The 16353-nt window shown below is 66.6% G+C and carries 10 protein-coding genes; all 10 read right to left on the bottom strand.

The window, feature by feature from the left end; translation table 11 throughout:
* Positions 1-42: 42 nt before the first annotated feature.
* The 10 genes from ACTWJ5_RS08810 to pepN all read right to left on the bottom strand — a co-directional run bounded on the left by ACTWJ5_RS08810 (position 43) and on the right by pepN (position 16335).
* Positions 43-2292, bottom strand: coding sequence for a chemotaxis protein CheA (locus tag ACTWJ5_RS08810; protein ID WP_444438194.1), 2250 nt, complete (start codon positions 2290-2292; stop codon positions 43-45).
* Between the two features lie 30 nt (positions 2293-2322).
* Positions 2323-3111, bottom strand: coding sequence for a protein phosphatase CheZ (locus ACTWJ5_RS08805; protein WP_009621100.1), 789 nt, complete (start codon positions 3109-3111; stop codon positions 2323-2325).
* A 19-nt stretch (positions 3112-3130) separates the two neighbouring features.
* Entirely contained in the window at positions 3131-3505 is a 375-nt protein-coding gene (locus tag ACTWJ5_RS08800; RefSeq protein ID WP_009621098.1) for a chemotaxis response regulator CheY, read from the bottom strand.
* A gap of 225 nt (positions 3506-3730) precedes the next feature.
* Positions 3731-4474 carry an RNA polymerase sigma factor FliA gene (gene fliA / locus ACTWJ5_RS08795; RefSeq protein ID WP_116425725.1) on the bottom strand — a complete coding sequence of 248 codons (744 nt, stop codon included), beginning with the start codon at positions 4472-4474 and terminating at the stop codon, positions 3731-3733.
* Positions 4471-5322 carry a flagellar synthesis regulator FleN gene (gene fleN, locus ACTWJ5_RS08790; RefSeq protein WP_370311049.1) on the bottom strand — a complete coding sequence of 284 codons (852 nt, stop codon included), beginning with the start codon at positions 5320-5322 and terminating at the stop codon, positions 4471-4473. Before fleN ends, fliA begins: the two co-directional genes overlap by 4 nt.
* A 127-nt stretch (positions 5323-5449) precedes the next feature.
* Positions 5450-6754 (bottom strand): flagellar biosynthesis protein FlhF, encoded by a 1305-nt coding sequence (flhF, locus tag ACTWJ5_RS08785; RefSeq protein ID WP_253391233.1) that lies wholly within the window; start codon positions 6752-6754, stop codon positions 5450-5452.
* An 11-nt stretch (positions 6755-6765) separates the two neighbouring features.
* Positions 6766-8889 (bottom strand): flagellar biosynthesis protein FlhA, encoded by a 2124-nt coding sequence (gene flhA, locus ACTWJ5_RS08780; RefSeq protein WP_009621090.1) that lies wholly within the window; start codon positions 8887-8889, stop codon positions 6766-6768.
* Positions 8890-9402: 513 nt separating this feature from the next.
* Positions 9403-11784, bottom strand: a complete 2382-nt coding sequence (locus tag ACTWJ5_RS08775; protein WP_249919201.1) for an efflux RND transporter permease subunit — start codon at positions 11782-11784, stop codon at positions 9403-9405.
* Between the two features lie 14 nt (positions 11785-11798).
* Complete coding sequence (locus ACTWJ5_RS08770) at positions 11799-12899, bottom strand: WD40/YVTN/BNR-like repeat-containing protein (RefSeq protein ID WP_116425723.1); 1101 nt, start codon at positions 12897-12899, stop codon at positions 11799-11801.
* A 778-nt stretch (positions 12900-13677) separates the two neighbouring features.
* Positions 13678-16335, bottom strand: coding sequence for an aminopeptidase N (gene pepN, locus ACTWJ5_RS08765; RefSeq protein ID WP_444438190.1), 2658 nt, complete (start codon positions 16333-16335; stop codon positions 13678-13680).
* Between the last annotated feature and the right edge of the window lie 18 nt (positions 16336-16353).

Below are 16353 nucleotides of genomic sequence, written 5' to 3'. Positions count from 1 at the left end.
CTGATTAAAGCCTTGCGGGCGCGGGCGTCCCCGCGCGCCGGATCAGATACGCCGCGCGTAGCGCTTGAGCATGCTCGGCACATCGAGGATCAACGCGATGCGCCCGTCGCCGGTGATGGTCGCCCCGGCCATGCCGGGGGTGCCCTGGAGCATCTTGCCCAGGGGCTTGATCACCACTTCTTCCTGGCCCACCAACTGGTCGACCACGAAGCCGATGCGCTGGGTGCCCACCGAGATGATCACCACGTGGCCCTCGCTGGATTCGTCGCACTCGGCGCCCGGCACCAGCCAGCGCTTGAGGTAGAACAGCGGCAGGGCCTTGTCGCGGACGATCACCACCTCCTGCCCGTCGACCACGTTGGTGCGCGACAGGTCGAGGTGGAAGATCTCGTTGACGTTGACCAGCGGGAAGGCGAAGGCCTGGTCGCCCAGCATCACCATCAGCGTCGGCATGATCGCCAGGGTCAGCGGCACCTTGATGACGATCTTCGAGCCCTGGCCCTTGGCCGAGTAGATGTTGATGATGCCGTTGAGCTGGGAAATCTTGGTCTTCACCACGTCCATGCCGACGCCGCGGCCGGACACGTCGGAAATCTCGGTCTTGGTCGAGAAGCCCGGGGCGAAGATCAGGTTGTAGCAGTCCGACTCGCTCAGGCGCTCGGCGGCGTCCTTGTCCAGCAGGCCCTTCTCCACCGCCTTGGCGCGGAGGATGTCCGGGTCCATGCCCTTGCCGTCGTCGGAGATCGACAGCAGGATGTGGTCGCCCTCCTGCTCGGCGGACAGCACCACCCGGCCGCCACGCGCCTTGCCGGCGGCCTCGCGCTCCTCGGGCGACTCGATGCCGTGGTCCACGGCGTTGCGCACCAGGTGCACCAGCGGGTCGGCCAGGGCCTCGACCAGGTTCTTGTCCAGGTCGGTCTCCTCGCCCACAAGCTCCAGGTTGATCTCTTTCTTCAGGTTGCGCGCCAGGTCGCGCACCAGCCGCGGGAAGCGTCCGAAGACCTTCTTGATCGGCTGCATGCGCGTCTTCATCACCGACATCTGCAGGTCGGCGGTGACCACGTCGAGGTTGGCCACGGCCTTGGCCATGGCTTCGTCGCCGCTGTTGCTGCCCAGGCGCACCAGGCGGTTACGCACCAGCACCAGCTCGCCGACCATGTTCATGATCTCGTCCAGGCGCGCGGTGTCCACGCGCACCGTGGTTTCCGCCTCGCTGGCGCTCTTTTCGTGGGCCGGCGCGGGAGCCGCGGCCGGGCGCGGGCTGTCCGCGGGCTTGGCGGCCGGCTTGGGCGCGGGCTTGGGCTTGGCCACGGCGGCCGGCTCGACAGCCTTGGCCGGCGCGGGGACGGCTTGCGGGGTCGGAGTGGCGGCAGCGTCGGCACTGAACTTGCCCTTGCCGTGCAGTTGGTCCAGCAGCGCTTCGAATTCGTCGTCGGTGATGTTGTCGCCGGTGGCGGCGGGCGCCTCGGCTTCGGCCGGCGCAGCGGGTTCTTCCGCCGCAGCGCCGAACTTGCCCTTGCCGTGCAGCTGATCGAGCAGGGCTTCGAACTCGTCGTCGGTGATCTCGTCGCCGGCGGCCGGCGCTTCGGCCGGAGCGGGCGCAGCGGCGGCCGGCTCTTCCGGCTGGTTGCTGGCGCCGCTGAACTGGCCCTTGCCATGCAACTGGTCGAGCAGGGCCTCGAATTCGTCGTCGGTGATCTCGTCGCCGGTGCCGGCGGCCTCGGCCTGTGGCGCTTCAGCCTGCGGCGGCTGTTCGGCCGGCGCGGCCTGGCTGCCCGGCTGCAGGGCGTCGAGCAGTTGCTCGAACTCGGCGTCGGTGATGTCGCCATAGGCGGCCGGCTCGGCGGCGGGCTCCGGCGCGGCGGCTTCCTCCCGGGGCGCGGCTTCGACGGCGTCGTCGTCGCCCGGCTCGGCCAGGCGCGCCAGCGCGGCGAGCAGCTCCGGGGTGGCCGGGGTCGGCTCTTCCTGGTCGCGGACCTGGGCGAACATGACGTTGACCGTGTCCAGCGCCTGCAGGACCACGTCCATCAGCTCGGAGGTGACGCGGCGTTCGCCCTTGCGCAGGATGTCGAAGACGTTCTCCGCGATGTGGCAGCACTCCACCAGGGCGTTCAGCTGGAGGAAGCCGGCGCCGCCCTTGACGGTGTGGAAACCACGGAAGATGGCATTGAGCAGGTCCATGTCGTCGGGCCGGCTTTCCAGCTCGACGAGTTGCTCGGACAGTTGCTCGAGAATCTCGCCGGCCTCCACCAGAAAGTCCTGGAGGATCTCATCATCGGCGTCGAAGCTCATTCGGTGCTCCCCACGGTGTGTTCACACACCTCAAAAACCAAGGCTGGACAACAGGTCATCGACATCGTCCTGACCGGATACGACGTCCACTCTCTTATCGGCAGCAACCTGCGGACCTTCACCCTTGGACGATCTTTCTTTTTCCACCGCCGTGCGCAGGCCCTCGTGGTCGTGCTCGATGCCGGCGTAGCGATCCACCTGCCCGGCCATCCAGACCAGCTTGACCAGGTTGCTCTCCACCTCGGTGACCAGCCTGGTGACGCGCTTGATCACCTGCCCGGTGAGGTCCTGGAAGTCCTGCGCCAGCAGGATGTCGTTCAGGTGCGCGGAGAGCTTGCGGCTGTCCTGGGCGCTGCTGTAGAGGAAGGCCTCGACGCGCTTGGCCAGCTCGCGGAAGGCCTCCGGGCCCAGCTCGCGGCGCATGAAGCGCGACCACTGTTCCTGCAGCTCCTTGGCCTCGCCCTCGATGTGGCCGACCAGCGGCGTGCACTCTTCCACCAGGTCCATGGTGCGGTTGGCCGCTTTCTCGGTCATCTGCACCACGTACGACAGGCGGTCGGTGGCGTCGGCGATCTGCGACATTTCCTCGGCGTGGCGCGAGCGCGGGTCGATCTGGAAATTGACGATGGCGTTGTGCAGTTCGCGGGTGAGCTTGCCGACCTCCTGGTAGAGGCCGCGGTCGCGGGCCTCGTTGAGCTCCTGGATGAGCTGCACGGCCTGCTGCACTTCGCCGCGCTCCAGGCTCTCGACCAATTCGCGCGCGTGTTTCTTCAGGGTCGACTCGAAGTCGCCCCCCTTGGATTCGTTGACGAGATCCATGACGCCCTCTTGGTCGGCTTCAGCCGCCGACCCGCTCGAATATCTTCTCGATCTTCTCTTTCAGCACCTGGGCGGTGAAAGGCTTGACCACGTAGCCGTTGACCCCGGCCTGGGCCGCTTCGATGATCTGGTCGCGCTTGGCCTCGGCGGTGACCATCAGCACCGGCAGGTGCTTCAGGCGCTCGTCGGCGCGCACCGCGCGCAACAGGTCGATGCCGGTCATGCCGGGCATGTTCCAGTCGGTGACGAGGAAGTCGAAGTTGCCGCTGTGCAGCATGGGCAGCGCGGTGGTGCCGTCATCGGCTTCCGCGGTGTTGGTGAACCCCAGGTCACGCAGGAGGTTCTTGATGATGCGCCTCATCGTGGAGAAGTCGTCCACGATGAGAATTTTCATGTTCTTGTCCAAACCTGCCTCCGTCCAGTCCCGGCGCGCCGTGGCGGGCGCGCCTTGAATACCCTTGGGCGGGCGCCCTTGGCGGCGCCTGCCGTGTTGCTTGTCGGTGGCGGGGTGCCCCGCCCTTTTCGCCGCCCTCATAGCAAAGGGCCAGCAGTGTCGAACCGACGGGATTCTATACGCCCCGCCGGAAAATTCCGTTACTTCCTTGCGTCCACCGGTCGCTCAGTGCGCCCGCCACTCCGAGAGCCGGGCCCGCAGGCGCGCGGCGCACTGGCTGTGCAGCTGGCTGACGCGCGACTCGCTGACCCCCAGCACCTCGCCGATCTCCTTGAGGTTGAGCTCCTCGTCGTAGTACAGCGCCAGCACCAGGCGCTCGCGCTCCGGCAGCTTGGTGATGGCGTCGGCCAGCGCCTGCTGGAAACGCTCGTCCTCCAGGCCGTGGGAGGGCTCGTTGTCCAGGTGCGTGGTGTCTTCCGCCGGGCCCTGGGCGCCTTCCTGCAGCAGGTCGTCGAAGCTGTACAGGCGGCTGCCCTGGGTGTCGCTCAGGATCGCGTAGTAATCGTCGAGACTCATATTGAGTTCGGCAGCGACCTCCTGATCTTTAGCATCGCGTCCGGTCCGCGCCTCGATGGTGCGGATGGCGTCACTCACCATGCGGGTGTTTCGGTGCACCGAACGCGGCGCCCAGTCGCCCTTGCGCACCTCGTCGAGCATGGCCCCGCGGATGCGGATGCCGGCGTACGTCTCGAAGCTGGCGCCCTTGCCCTGGTCGTACTTCTTCGCCGCCTCGAGCAGGCCGATCATCCCGGCCTGCATCAGGTCTTCCACCTGCACGCTGGCCGGCAGCCGACCCAGCAGGTGATAGGCGATCCGCTTGACCAGCGGCGCATAGCGCTGGATCAGCTCTTCCTGGGAATTGCGCGCCTGCGTCTTGCTGTACATAAGCGCTCCGGAGCCGCTCATCATACGGTCGAACCCGTGGTCGGATGCTGCACCAGGCGCTCGACGAAGAACTCCAGGTGCCCGCGCGGGTTGGCCGGTAGCGGCCAGCTGTCGACTTTCTGGGCGATGGCGCGGAAGGCCAGCGAGGCCTTGCTGCGCGGGAAGGCTTCATAGACCGAGCGCTGCTTCTGCACGGCCTTGCGCACCGACTCGTCGTAGGGGATGGCGCCGACGTATTGCAGCGCCACGTCGAGGAAGCGGTCGGTGACCTTGGTCAGCTTGGCGAACAGGTTGCGCCCTTCCTGCGGGCTGTGCGCCATGTTCGCCAGCACGCGGAAGCGCGTCATGCCGTAGTCGCGGTTGAGCAGCTTGATCAGCGCATAGGCATCGGTGATCGAGGTCGGTTCGTCGCAGACGACCAGCAGCACTTCCTGGGCCGCGCGGACGAAGCTGACCACCGAATCGCCGATGCCGGCGGCAGTGTCCACCAGCAGCACGTCGATGTTCTCGCTGATGTCGCTGAAGGCCTGGATCAGCCCGGCGTGCTGCATGGGCGAGAGCTGCACCATGCTCTGCGTGCCCGAGGCCGCCGGGACGATGCGGATGCCGCCGGGGCCCTGGAGGATCACGTCACGCAGGTCGCATTCGCCTTCGATGACGTCGGCCAGGGTGCGCTTGGGCGAAAGCCCCAGCAGCACGTCGACGTTGGCCAGGCCGAGGTCGGCGTCCAGCAGCATGACGCGGCGGCCGAGGTCGGCCAGCGCCATCGCCAGGTTCACCGAGACGTTGGTCTTGCCGACGCCACCCTTGCCACCGGTGACCGCGATTACCTGAACGGGATGCATACCCATAGTCTTACCTTGTCTCTTCATCGTCCCCGGCGCGGCTGGCGCCTGGGTCTGCCGGTCGCGGTGCTCTCCCGCCACCAGCGCTTACGGATCTGCTCGAGCATCCGTATCCGCCTGGCGCCCCCGCGTGCGGGAGCGCCCCTGGAATCCGTCAGCCGACGTGTCGCGCCGGCTGCTGATAGAGGCCGGCGAACATGCCGGCCATGGTGTCTTCGCACGGCTCCTCAGGAGCCTGCAGGCTGACCGCGCGGCTGACCAGCTGGTGCGCGCGCGCCACCTGCAGATCATCCGGAATTCGCGGCCCGTCCGCCAGATAGGCAACCGGCAAGCGTTGTGCTATCGCCAGCGCCAGGGCTTCGCCCAGGCTGCCCGCCTCGTCCAGCTTGGTCAGTATGCAACCGGCCAGGCCGCAGCTGCGATAGGCGTGCAAGGCAGCCTTGAGCACCTGGCTCTGGCTGGTCGCGGCCAGCACCAGGTAATTCTTCACGTTCAGGCTCTGCGCCGCCAGGGCTTCCAGCTGCATGCGCAGCGCCGGGTCGCTGGCCGGCAGGCCGGCGGTGTCGATCAGCACCAGGCGCTTGCCCGCCAGCGGCGCCATGGCCTGCAGCAGCGACTGGCCAGGGTCGACCAGGCTCACCGGTACGTTGAGGATGCGGCCCAGGGACTTGATCTGCTCCTGGGCGCCCAGGCGGAAGCTGTCCATGCTGACCAGCGCCAGGTTGTGCGCACCGTACTTGAGGACGTAGCGCGCCGCCAGCTTGGCCAGGGTGGTGGTCTTGCCCATGCCGGCCGGGCCGACCAGGGCGATCACCCCGCCCTGCTCCAGCAGGTCTTCTTCGGGGGTGCGGATCGAGCGCGCCAGGTGGGCCAGGAGCATGCGCCAGGCCTGCTTGGGATCGGCGATGGAGGCCACGCGTTCGAGCAGTTGGCGGCTCAGGTCCGCCGGCAGGCCCATGCGCTGCAGGCGGCGCCACAGGCCGGCCTGCTTCGGACGCTGGTGCTGCAGCTGGCCCCAGGCGATGGAGCCCAGCTGCACTTCGAGCAGCTCGCGCAGGCCGTTGAGTTCGAAGCGCATGGCATCCAGCGCCTGCTGGCTGACGGCGGCCGGCGCGGCGGCGGGCGCCGGGGCGGCCATGGCCTCGGCCAGGCTCGGGCGCTTGGCCGGCTCGGCGCCGTACAATTGACGGTCCTTGCGCGCGGTGGCGGCGGCGCGCACCGGGCTGTCCAGCTCGGCGCGGGCCTGGGCGATGCGCGCCTGGGTCTGGCGCAGCTCGGCCTCCAGCGCCGGGTTCGGCTTGCTGGCCGCTGCCGGCGGTTGATAGTCCAGCGCCGCGGTCAGCTCGACACCGCCGGCGACCCGGCGGTTGCCGATGATGGCGGCATCCGCGCCCAGCTCGTCACGGACCAGTTTCATGGCCTGACGCATATCGGCGGCGAAGAAGCGTTTAACCTGCATGGCGCTGTCCTTCAGTTCTGTCCAACGGTGGCGACGATGGTGACTTGCTTGTTATCCGGAATTTCCTGGTAGGCCAGCACGCTCATGCTCGGCACCGCCATCCGCGCGAAACGCGACATCATCGCGCGGATCGGCCCGGCCACCAGCAGGATCGCCGGCTTGCCGAGCATTTCCTGGCGCTGCGCGGTCTCGACCAGCGAGCGTTGCAGTTTTTCCGCCATGCCCGGCTCCAGCAGAATGCCGTCTTCCGAACCTTGCCCGGCCTTCTGCATACTGTTGAGCAAGATCTGTTCCAACCTGGGTTCCAGGGTGATCACAGGCAGCTCCGGCTCTAGTCCCACAATGCCTTGGACGATTGCGCGGCTCAGCGCCACGCGTACCGCTGCCACCATGGCGGCGGGATCTTGACTCTTGGCGGCAACGTTGGCGATGGCCTCGGCAATGGTGCGGATGTCGCGCACCGGCACCTGTTCCTGCAGCAGGTTCTGCAGGACCTTGAGCAGGGTGGACAGGGAAATCAGCCCCGGAACCAGTTCTTCCGCCAGCTTCGGCGAGGTCTTGGCCAGCAGTTGCAGCAGTTGCTGGACTTCCTCGTGGCCGAGCAACTCGTGGGCATGCTTGTGCAGCACCTGGTTGAGGTGGGTGGCGACCACGGTGCTGGCGTCCACCACGGTGTAGCCCAGGGACTGCGCCTGGTCGCGCTGGCCGGGCTCGATCCACACCGCTTCCAGGCCGAAGGCCGGGTCCTTGCCGGCGATGCCGTTGAGGGTGCCGAACACCTGGCCGGGGTTGATCGCCAGCTCCCGGTCCGGGTAGATCTCCGCTTCCGCCACGCTGACGCCCATGAGCGTCAAACGATAGGCGTTGGGTAGCAGGTCGAGGTTGTCGCGGATGTGCACCGAGGGCATCAGGAAGCCCATGTCCTGGGACAGCTTCTTGCGCACGCCCTTGATCCGCGCCAGCAGCTGGCCGCCCTGGTTGCGGTCCACCAGCGGGATCAGCCGGTAGCCGACCTCCAGGCCGACCATGTCCACCGGGGTCACATCGTCCCAGCCCAGCTCCTTGGTTTCCTGGCTGCGCTGGGCCGGCAGCAGTTCCTGCTGGCGCTGGGCTTCCTGGACCTCGGCCTGGGCCGCCTTGCGCTGGCGCTGGACGATCATCCAGGCGCCGCCGGCGGCCACGGCGCCGAGGCCGATGAAGGACACGTGCGGCATGCCCGGGACCAGGCCCATGGCGATGAGGATGGCGGCGGAGATGGCCAGCGCCTTGGGCGAGGCGAACATCTGCCGGTTGACCTGCTGGCCCATGTCCTCGGAGGAAGACACGCGGGTCACCATGATCGCCGCGGCGGTGGACAGCAGCAGCGACGGCAGCTGCGCCACCAGGCCGTCGCCGATGGTCAGCAGGGCGTAGACCTTGCCGGCGTCGCCGAACGACATGGAGTGCTGGATCACGCCGATGGCGACGCCGCCGATCAGGTTGATGAAGAGGATCAGCAGGCCGGCGACGGCGTCGCCGCGGACGAATTTCGAGGCACCGTCCATGGAACCGTAGAAGTCGGCTTCCTGGGCCACCTCGGCGCGGCGCTTCTTGGCCTCGGCCTGCTCGATCAGGCCGGCGTTGAGGTCGGCGTCGATGGCCATCTGCTTGCCGGGCATGGCGTCGAGGGTGAAGCGCGCGCTCACCTCGGAGATGCGCCCGGCGCCCTTGGTGACCACCACGAAGTTGATGATCATGAGGATGGCGAAGACCACGATGCCGACCACGTAGTTGCCGCCGATCACCACTTCGCCGAAGGCCTGGATCACCTTGCCGGCGGCGGCGTGGCCGTCGTGGCCGTGGAGCAGCACCACGCGGGTGGAAGCGACGTTCAGCGCCAGGCGCAGCAGGGTGGCGACCAGCAGGATGGTCGGGAACACGGCGAAGTCCAGCGGGCGCAGGGCGTACACGCAGACCAGCAGGACGACGATGGACAGGGCGATGTTGAAGGTGAACAGCACGTCCAGCAGGAACGGCGGGATCGGCAGGGTCATCATGCCCAGCATCGCCAGCAGCAGCAGCGGCACACCCAGGTTGCCACGGCCCAGGCCGGCCAGGTTGCTGCGCACTGTTCCGATCAATTGCGTACGATCCACCCCGAACTCCCCTACCCTGCTACAACAAACTTTTGACGCCGAGAGTGGCGTCGACAGGGTATCTGCAGGAAGTGTTCCAACTTTGCCGGCGCCAGGTGTGGCGCGGATTTCCGACGAAATCCCGGAGGGCGGCCGAGGCCAACAGCGGATAACCGCGAACGGTTATTCACCCTACGCTGGGAGTGGCGACGTAGCCAGGAGGAGTATCAGGATGGCTGCGGATTTTCCGGCCGCTCAGGACAGCCCCCTCTCCCGCTTGCGGGAGAGGGTTGGGGAGAGGGCGCTCTTGAGCCCAACACCTACGCCACCGGCAAACCCCGTTCGCGAGCAAGCTCGCTCCTACGAAAAGCACCTCGGCAGCGCTTCCTTGTAGGAGCGCGCCCTGCGCGCGATTCGCGGGCAGGGCCCGCTCCTACACGTCCGGATATTTCCCGTCCGCGGATCCGCCCGCCGTCGCCCCGGCGAGCAAAAAAAACCGCGGCCGAAGCCGCGGTTTTCTGGGTCACGCCAGGATCAGTGGACCAGGATCGACGCCTTCTTCGCCCGGACCTTCTCCGGGTTGATCAGGAAGCGGGCCAGGGCCGGCAGCAGCCAGAGCGCGCCGAACATGTTCCACAGCAGCATGAAGGTCAGCATCAGGCCCATGTCGGCCTGGAACTTGATCGCCGAGAAGATCCAGGTGGCCACGCCGATGGCCAGGCACAGGCCGGTGAACAGCACGGCCTTGCCGGTGGACTTCAGCGTCTCGTAGTAGGCCTCCTGCAGCGACAGGCCCTGGCGCAGGAAGGACTCCAGGCGGGTGTAGATGTAGATCCCGTAGTCCACGCCGATGCCCACGCCGAGGGCGATCACCGGCAGCGTCGCCACCTTCACGCCGATGCCGAGGGTGGCCATCAGCGCGTTGCCCAGCACCGAGGTGAGGATCAGCGGCAGGACGATGCAGAGGGTCGCGGTGAAGGAGCGGAAGGTGATCATGCACATGACCGCCACGCAGATATACACCAGCACCAGGATGATCAGCTCGGACTGCTTGATCACCTCGTTGGTGGCCGCCTCGATGCCGGCGTTGCCCGCGGCGAGCTTGAACTTCAGGTCATCCTTCTCGTGGTCCTTGGCGAACTCCTGCACGGCGAGCACGGCGCGGTCGAGGGTCTCGGCCTTGTGGTCGTTGAGGAACACCAGCAGCGGCGCCAGCGAGCAGGCGCTGTTGTACAGGCCGTCGGCGCGGCTGATGGAGTTGTTCAGCACGTCCTTGTTGCGCGACAGGGTCTCCCACTTCAGGTTGCCCTCGTTCATGCCCTTGATCACCTGCTTGGACACGGTGACCAGGGAGATGGCCGACTGCACGCCCTCGGTGTTCTCCAGCTTCCACGACAGCTCGTCGATGGCCTGCAGCGTCTGGTGCGCGGAGCAGCCCTCGGCCGCCGACTCGACCATCACCACCAGCACGTCGGAGCTGGTGGAGTAGTTGCGGATGATGAAGTCGTTGTCGAGGTTGTAGCGCGAGTCCGGACGCAGTTCCGGGGCGCCCTGGTCGAGGTCGCCGATCTTCAGGTGGTGGCCCTGCCAGAGGCCGCCGGCGAACATCACCAGGGCGATCAGGATGGAGATGGGCGCCACCTTGGCGCTGGCGAAGTTGGACAGCAGGCGCCAGAACGGATGCTCGCGCACCGCGTCCTTCTTGCTGCGCTCCACGGCGCGCTTGCTGATGCCGATGTAGGAGATCGCCACCGGCAGCAGGATCAGGTTGGTGAAGACGATCACCGCCACGCCGATGGAAGCGCCGATGGCCAGTTCGCGGATCACCCCGATATCGATCACCAGCAGGGTGATGAAGCCCACGGCGTCGGCGAGGATGGCGATCATGCCCGGCAGGAACAGCTGGCGGAAGGTGCGCCGAGCGGCCAGCAGCGGGGTTTCCGCGTCACTGGACTGCAGGGCGATGCCGTTGATCTTCTGCACCCCGTGGGAAATACCGATGGCGAAGATCAGGAAGGGCACCAGCATCGAGTACGGGTCCAGCCCGAAGCCGATGGTGTGCAGCAGGCCGAGTTGCCAGATCACCGCCACCAGGGTGGTGGAGAGCACGGCGATGGTGGAGCGCACGCACTTGGTGAACCACAGCAGCAGCACCAGGGTGATGACGAAGCAGATGCCGAAGAAGCCCACCACCATGACCAGGCCGTCGATCAGGTCGCCGACCTTCTTGGCGAAGCCGACGATGTGGATCTTCACGTTCGGATTCTGCGCCTGGTACTTGTCGCGGATCTTCTCTTCCAGCTCATGGGAGAACTGGCGGTAGTCCAGCTTCAGCAGCTTGCTCTGGTCCTGGGCGTCGGGGTAGACCTCCAGCAGCGGCACGTCGACGATGCTGGACTTGAAGTTGTTCGCCACCAGGCGGCCGATCTGGCCGGATTTGAGGACGTTGTCGCGCAGCTTGTCCAGGGCCTTGGCCGAGCCGTCGTAGGTCTGCGGGATGACCTCGCCGCCGGCGAAGCCCTCTTCCGTCACCTCGGTCCAGCGCACGCTGGGGCTCCACAGCGACTTCAGGCCGGAACGGTCGACGCCGGGGATGTAGAACACCTCGTCATGGATCTGCCGCAGGGTGTCCATGTATTCCTTGGTGAAGATGTCGCCGTTCACCGCTTCCACCGAGATGCGCACGGTGTTGCCGAGGTTGGAGAGGTCGTTGATGTGGCTCAGCATGTTCTGGATGAACGGGTGCTTGAGCGGGATCATCTTCTCGAAGCTGGTGGACGGCCGTACCTGGGTCGCCTGGAAGGCGAGGAACAGGGTCACCAGCAGGCAGATGACGATCACGACCGGGCGGTTGTTGAAGATCAGGCGTTCGAGCAGGGTCGCCTTGTCCTGGTGATGCGAGTTGACTGCGTTCATAGGGCTTCCCCGGCTCATTGTTGTTCTGTCAGCTCGGCGCCGGTCGCCGAAGCCAGGTGGATGCCGCCCTGGCCGACCAGGACCAGGTTGCCGTCGCCGGCCGCGCCGACCCCGGCCAGCGCCAGGCGGTCGGGCCGGTTGAAGATGTTGAAGGTGCGGCCGTCGTCCTTGCTCACCAGCACGCTGCCGCTGTTGCCGACCACGGCGATGCTGCCATCGGGCAGCAGCGAGCCTTCGGCCAGGCCGAACTCCAGGGTGCCGTCACCGGCGATGGGCAGCGCCACCTGTTGCCAGGTGTCGCCGAAATCGGTGGAGCGGAACAGGTGCCCGCGCAGGCCGTAGATCAGCACGGTGCCGGGCTGGGCGGTGCCGACGGCGCCGAACAGCGAACCCTCGTAGGGGCCCTGCAGTTTCTCCCAGGTGGCGCCCCAGTCCTTCGAGCGGAACAGGCTGCCGGATTCGCCCACCACCAGCAGGCCGGAATCCTTCACCGCGGCGATGCCGTTGAGGTGGAACTGGTCTTCGTTGTCCAGGCGTTCGCTGACGTCTTCCCAGTTCTTGCCGCCGTCGTGGGTTTCCAGCATGGCGCCGTAGGCGCCCACGGCCAGGCCGTGGCTCTCGTCCTGGAACCACACGTCCAGCAGCGGCGCTTCGCGCTTGAGGTCTTCGAACTGGCGCGTCCAGGTGGCGCCGCCGTCCTCGCTGGCGAGGATCTGCGCGTCGTGGCCGACCGCCCAGCCCTTCTTGTCGTTGACGAAGAACACCGCGGTCAGCAGCTGGCGGGTGGGCACCTTGGCCTGGGCCCAGGTCTTGCCGTTGTCGTCGGAATAGAGGATGTGCCCCCGGTCGCCGACCGCCACCAGGCGCTTGCCGGCGTGGCTGACGCTCAGCAGCAGACTGCTCGGGGCCTTGGCCGAGGCGATGGCGTAGCCATCGGTGTCGCTGGCCGGCGCTTCGCTCGCACCGGCATGCAACGGGGCGGCCGCCAGCCACAGCAGCGAGAACGCGCCGAGCAGCGAAAGCGATTTGCGCAGGGGGGACGGGGTGGCGGAAACCGAGAGCCCGGACGAACGCACGGACAGCTCGCCGGTGGCGTGCCGCAGATGCTCACGCATATAGCCTTACCTCTTTGTTTTTATTGCAGGCGGATAGGGAGTGGTCGTTATATGCCAGCCTTTCTGCAGCCTGACAATTAAAGGCACGTTATCTTTTGTTAAGCGCAGCGGGAGTCATCCAAAAGGACTAGGTAAAGCTGCAGCCCAGTCGCCACGCGGCCTCCAGCGGACAGGAAAAAAGATACCGACGGTAACACTCCGGGTATTTCCGGGTACCTGGAAGCTCCCGCGGGAACACTTGGGAACTGGCTGCGTGGCTTTCGCCGCGAGGGTGCTTTCCTGTAGGAGCGAGCTTGCTCGCGAACGGGGTTTGCCGGGGACTTTAGGTGCTGGGCTTTAGAGCACCCTCTCCCCAACCCTCGGCTGCGCGCCCCGCCCTGAAGGGAGAGGGGGCCGTTCGGAGCTAGCGGCGAGTCCAGAGTCATCCTGAAACGCCTATCTATATCCCGTCATTCCCGCGAACGCGGGACGCGGCTTCATCGCGAACAGCGCTTGCGCTGGCCCGAAGGGGAATAACCCAGTGACTGGCGGGTTCGCGAGCAAGCTCGCTCCTACGAAAAGCGCCTCGGCGCTGTCGGCCTGCATGGCAGGAGGAGCACCGCCGTAGGATGGTGTTGAGCGCAGCGATACCCATCACCACCACCGCATGGGTTTCGCAGGCTCAACCCATCCTACGAAGAACGCCTCGGCGCGATTGGCGAGACAGCAAGTCCACAGGCGAAAAAAAGGTGTTACCGGCAGGGCCGATAACACCTTTTTTCGTCAGCCGGGAGCAGCGTCAGGCGAGGCTCTTGCTGACCACCTCGTAGACGTCGCTGGACAGCTCGCCGGAGGCCAGGATGCGCTCCAGCTCGGCGCGCATCAGGGCCTGGCGCGCCGGGGCGTACTTGCGCCAGCGGGTCAGCGGCGCCAGCAGGCGCGAGGCGATCTGCGGGTTGAGCGCGTTGAGGATGATCACCTGGTCGGCCAGGAAGCGGTAGCCCGCGCCGTCGGCGCGGTGGAAGTTGACCAGGTTCTGGTTGGCGAAGGCGCCGATCAGGGCGCGGATCTTGTTCGGGTTCTTCAGGGTGAAGGCCGGGTGGCCCATCAGCGCCTGCACGCGCTCCAGGCCGCCGGGCAGGGTGCAGCCGGCCTGCACGCTGAACCACTGGTCCATCACCAGCGGGTTGTCCTTGAAGTAGTCGGCGAACATTTCCAGGCCCTTGGCCTTCTCGTCGTCGTACGGCGAGTTGACCAGCACCGCCAGGGCGGTCAGGCGTTCGGTCATGTTGTCGCAGCCCTCGTACTGCTCGAGGCAGGCCGCCAGCACTTCATCGCCGCCCACCAGCATCAGGTAGGACAGCGCGATGTTCTGCAGGCTGCGCCGGGCGATGTGCTCGGCCTCGGCCACGTACGGCGTCTTGCGCGAGGCTTCGCGGTTGGCCTGGTAACGCTGCCACAGCGGCTCGCGCAGGGCCTCGGCGATGCGCTTGCGGGCGAACTCGCGGGCGGCGTGGATGGCCTCGACGTCGGCTTCCTCGCTCAACTCCGTGAGGTAGGCCTCGCTGGGCAGCGAGAGCATCTCGGCGACCATCGCCTGGTCCAGGGCGTTGTCCTGCAGCAGGGTGTGGAAGGCAGTGATCAGTCGCTCGTCGAGCACCAGTTGCTCGCCGCGCTGGTGCTGGCCGATCAGTTCCTGGAGCACCTGCACCGACAACTGCTGGCCGGCTTCCCAGCGGTTGAAGCCGTCCTCGTCGTACTGCATGAGGAACATCAGCTGGTCGCGGTCGTAGGGGAAGCTCAGCTTCACCGGCGCGGAGAAGCCGCGCAGCAGCGACGGCAGCGGCTTCTCGGCCAGGCCGACGAAGGTGAAGGATTGCTCGGCCTCGGTCACCTGCAGCACGCGGTTGCTGCCGTGGGCGTGTTCCTCGCCGGCCAGGCGCAGCGGCAGCGGGTTGCCCAGGTGGTCCAGCAGGCCCATTTCCACCGGGATGACGAAGGGCTGCTTGTCCTTCTGGCCCGGGGTCGGCGGGCAGCTCTGGCGGAAGGTCAGGGTGTAGCTCTGCGCCGCGGCATCGTAGCTTTCCTCCACCGCCAGGCGCGGGGTGCCGGACTGGCTGTACCAGCGCTTGAACTGCGTCAGGTCGACGCCATTGGCGTCTTCCATGGCCTTGACGAAGTCGTCGCAGGTCACCGCCTGGCCGTCATGCCGTTCGAAGTACAGGTCGGTGCCCTTGCGGAAGCCCTCGGCGCCGAGCAGGGTGTGGATCATGCGCACCACTTCCGAACCCTTCTCGTAGACGGTCAGGGTGTAGAAGTTGGAGATTTCGATGAACGAGTCCGGGCGCACCGGGTGGGCCATGGGGCCGGCGTCCTCGGCGAACTGGTTGGTGCGCAGGAAGGCCACGTCCTCGACGCGCTTGACGGTGCGCGAGTTCATGTCGGCGGAGAACTCGCTGTCGCGGAACACGGTGAAGCCTTCCTTGAGCGACAGCTGGAACCAGTCGCGGCAGGTCACGCGGTTGCCCGACCAGTTGTGGAAGTATTCGTGGGCCACCACGCCCTCGACGCGCTGGTGCGCGGCGTCGGTGGCGGTCTCGGCCTTGGCCAGCACGCAGCTGGAGTTGAAGATGTTGAGCCCCTTGTTCTCCATGGCGCCCATGTTGAAGTCGTTGACCGCGACGATCATGAAGATGTCCAGGTCGTACTCGCGGCCGTAGACCTTCTCGTCCCAGCGCATGGCCTTCTTCAGGCTGTCCATGGCGTGCTGGCACTTGTCGATGTTCTCCGGCTCGACGTAGATGCGCAGGGCGACTTCGCGCTCGCTCAGGGTGGTGTAGGTGTCTTCCACCGCCCAGAGGTCGCCGGCGACCAGGGCGAACAGGTAGGCCGGTTTCTTGAACGGGTCCTGCCAGGTGGCCCAGTGGCGGCCGTCCTCTTCCGAACCGCTGGCCACCGGGTTGCCGTTGGACAGCAGCACCGGGTACTTGTGCTGCTCGGCCGAGACGGTGGTGGTGAAGCTGCTCATCACGTCCGGGCGGTCGAGGTAGTAGGTGATCTTGCGGAAGCCCTCGGCCTCGCACTGGGTGCAGAACATCTTGCCGGACTTGTACAGGCCTTCCAGGGCGGTGTTCTTCTCCGGGTGGATGCGCACGGTGCTGTCGACGGTGAACTGCCTGGCGGTCGGCTGCAGGGTCAGGTGGTTCTCGTCCAACTGGTAGTCGCCCTCTTCCAGCACGCGGTCGTCCAGGGCCACCCATTGCAGCTCCAGCTGCTGGCCGTCGAGCACCAGCGGCGGCAGGCCCTCGCCGCGCTCGGGGTTGCGGCGCATGACCAGTTGCGCGTGGACCAGGGTGTGGTCCTCGTACAGCTCGAAGGTCAGGTTGGTCTCGTCGATCAGGTACTCGGGCGCCTGGTAGTCCTTGAGGTAGATGACTTTCGGTTGATCAGTGCGCATGTGGCCCTCCGGGCAGCT

The organism is Pseudomonas sp. A6, assembly GCF_052367875.1.
Lineage (GTDB): Bacteria > Pseudomonadota > Gammaproteobacteria > Pseudomonadales > Pseudomonadaceae > Pseudomonas > Pseudomonas citronellolis.
The sequence above is the reverse complement of the archived record's forward strand: the minus strand, read 5'-3'. Positions and strand labels throughout refer to the sequence as shown.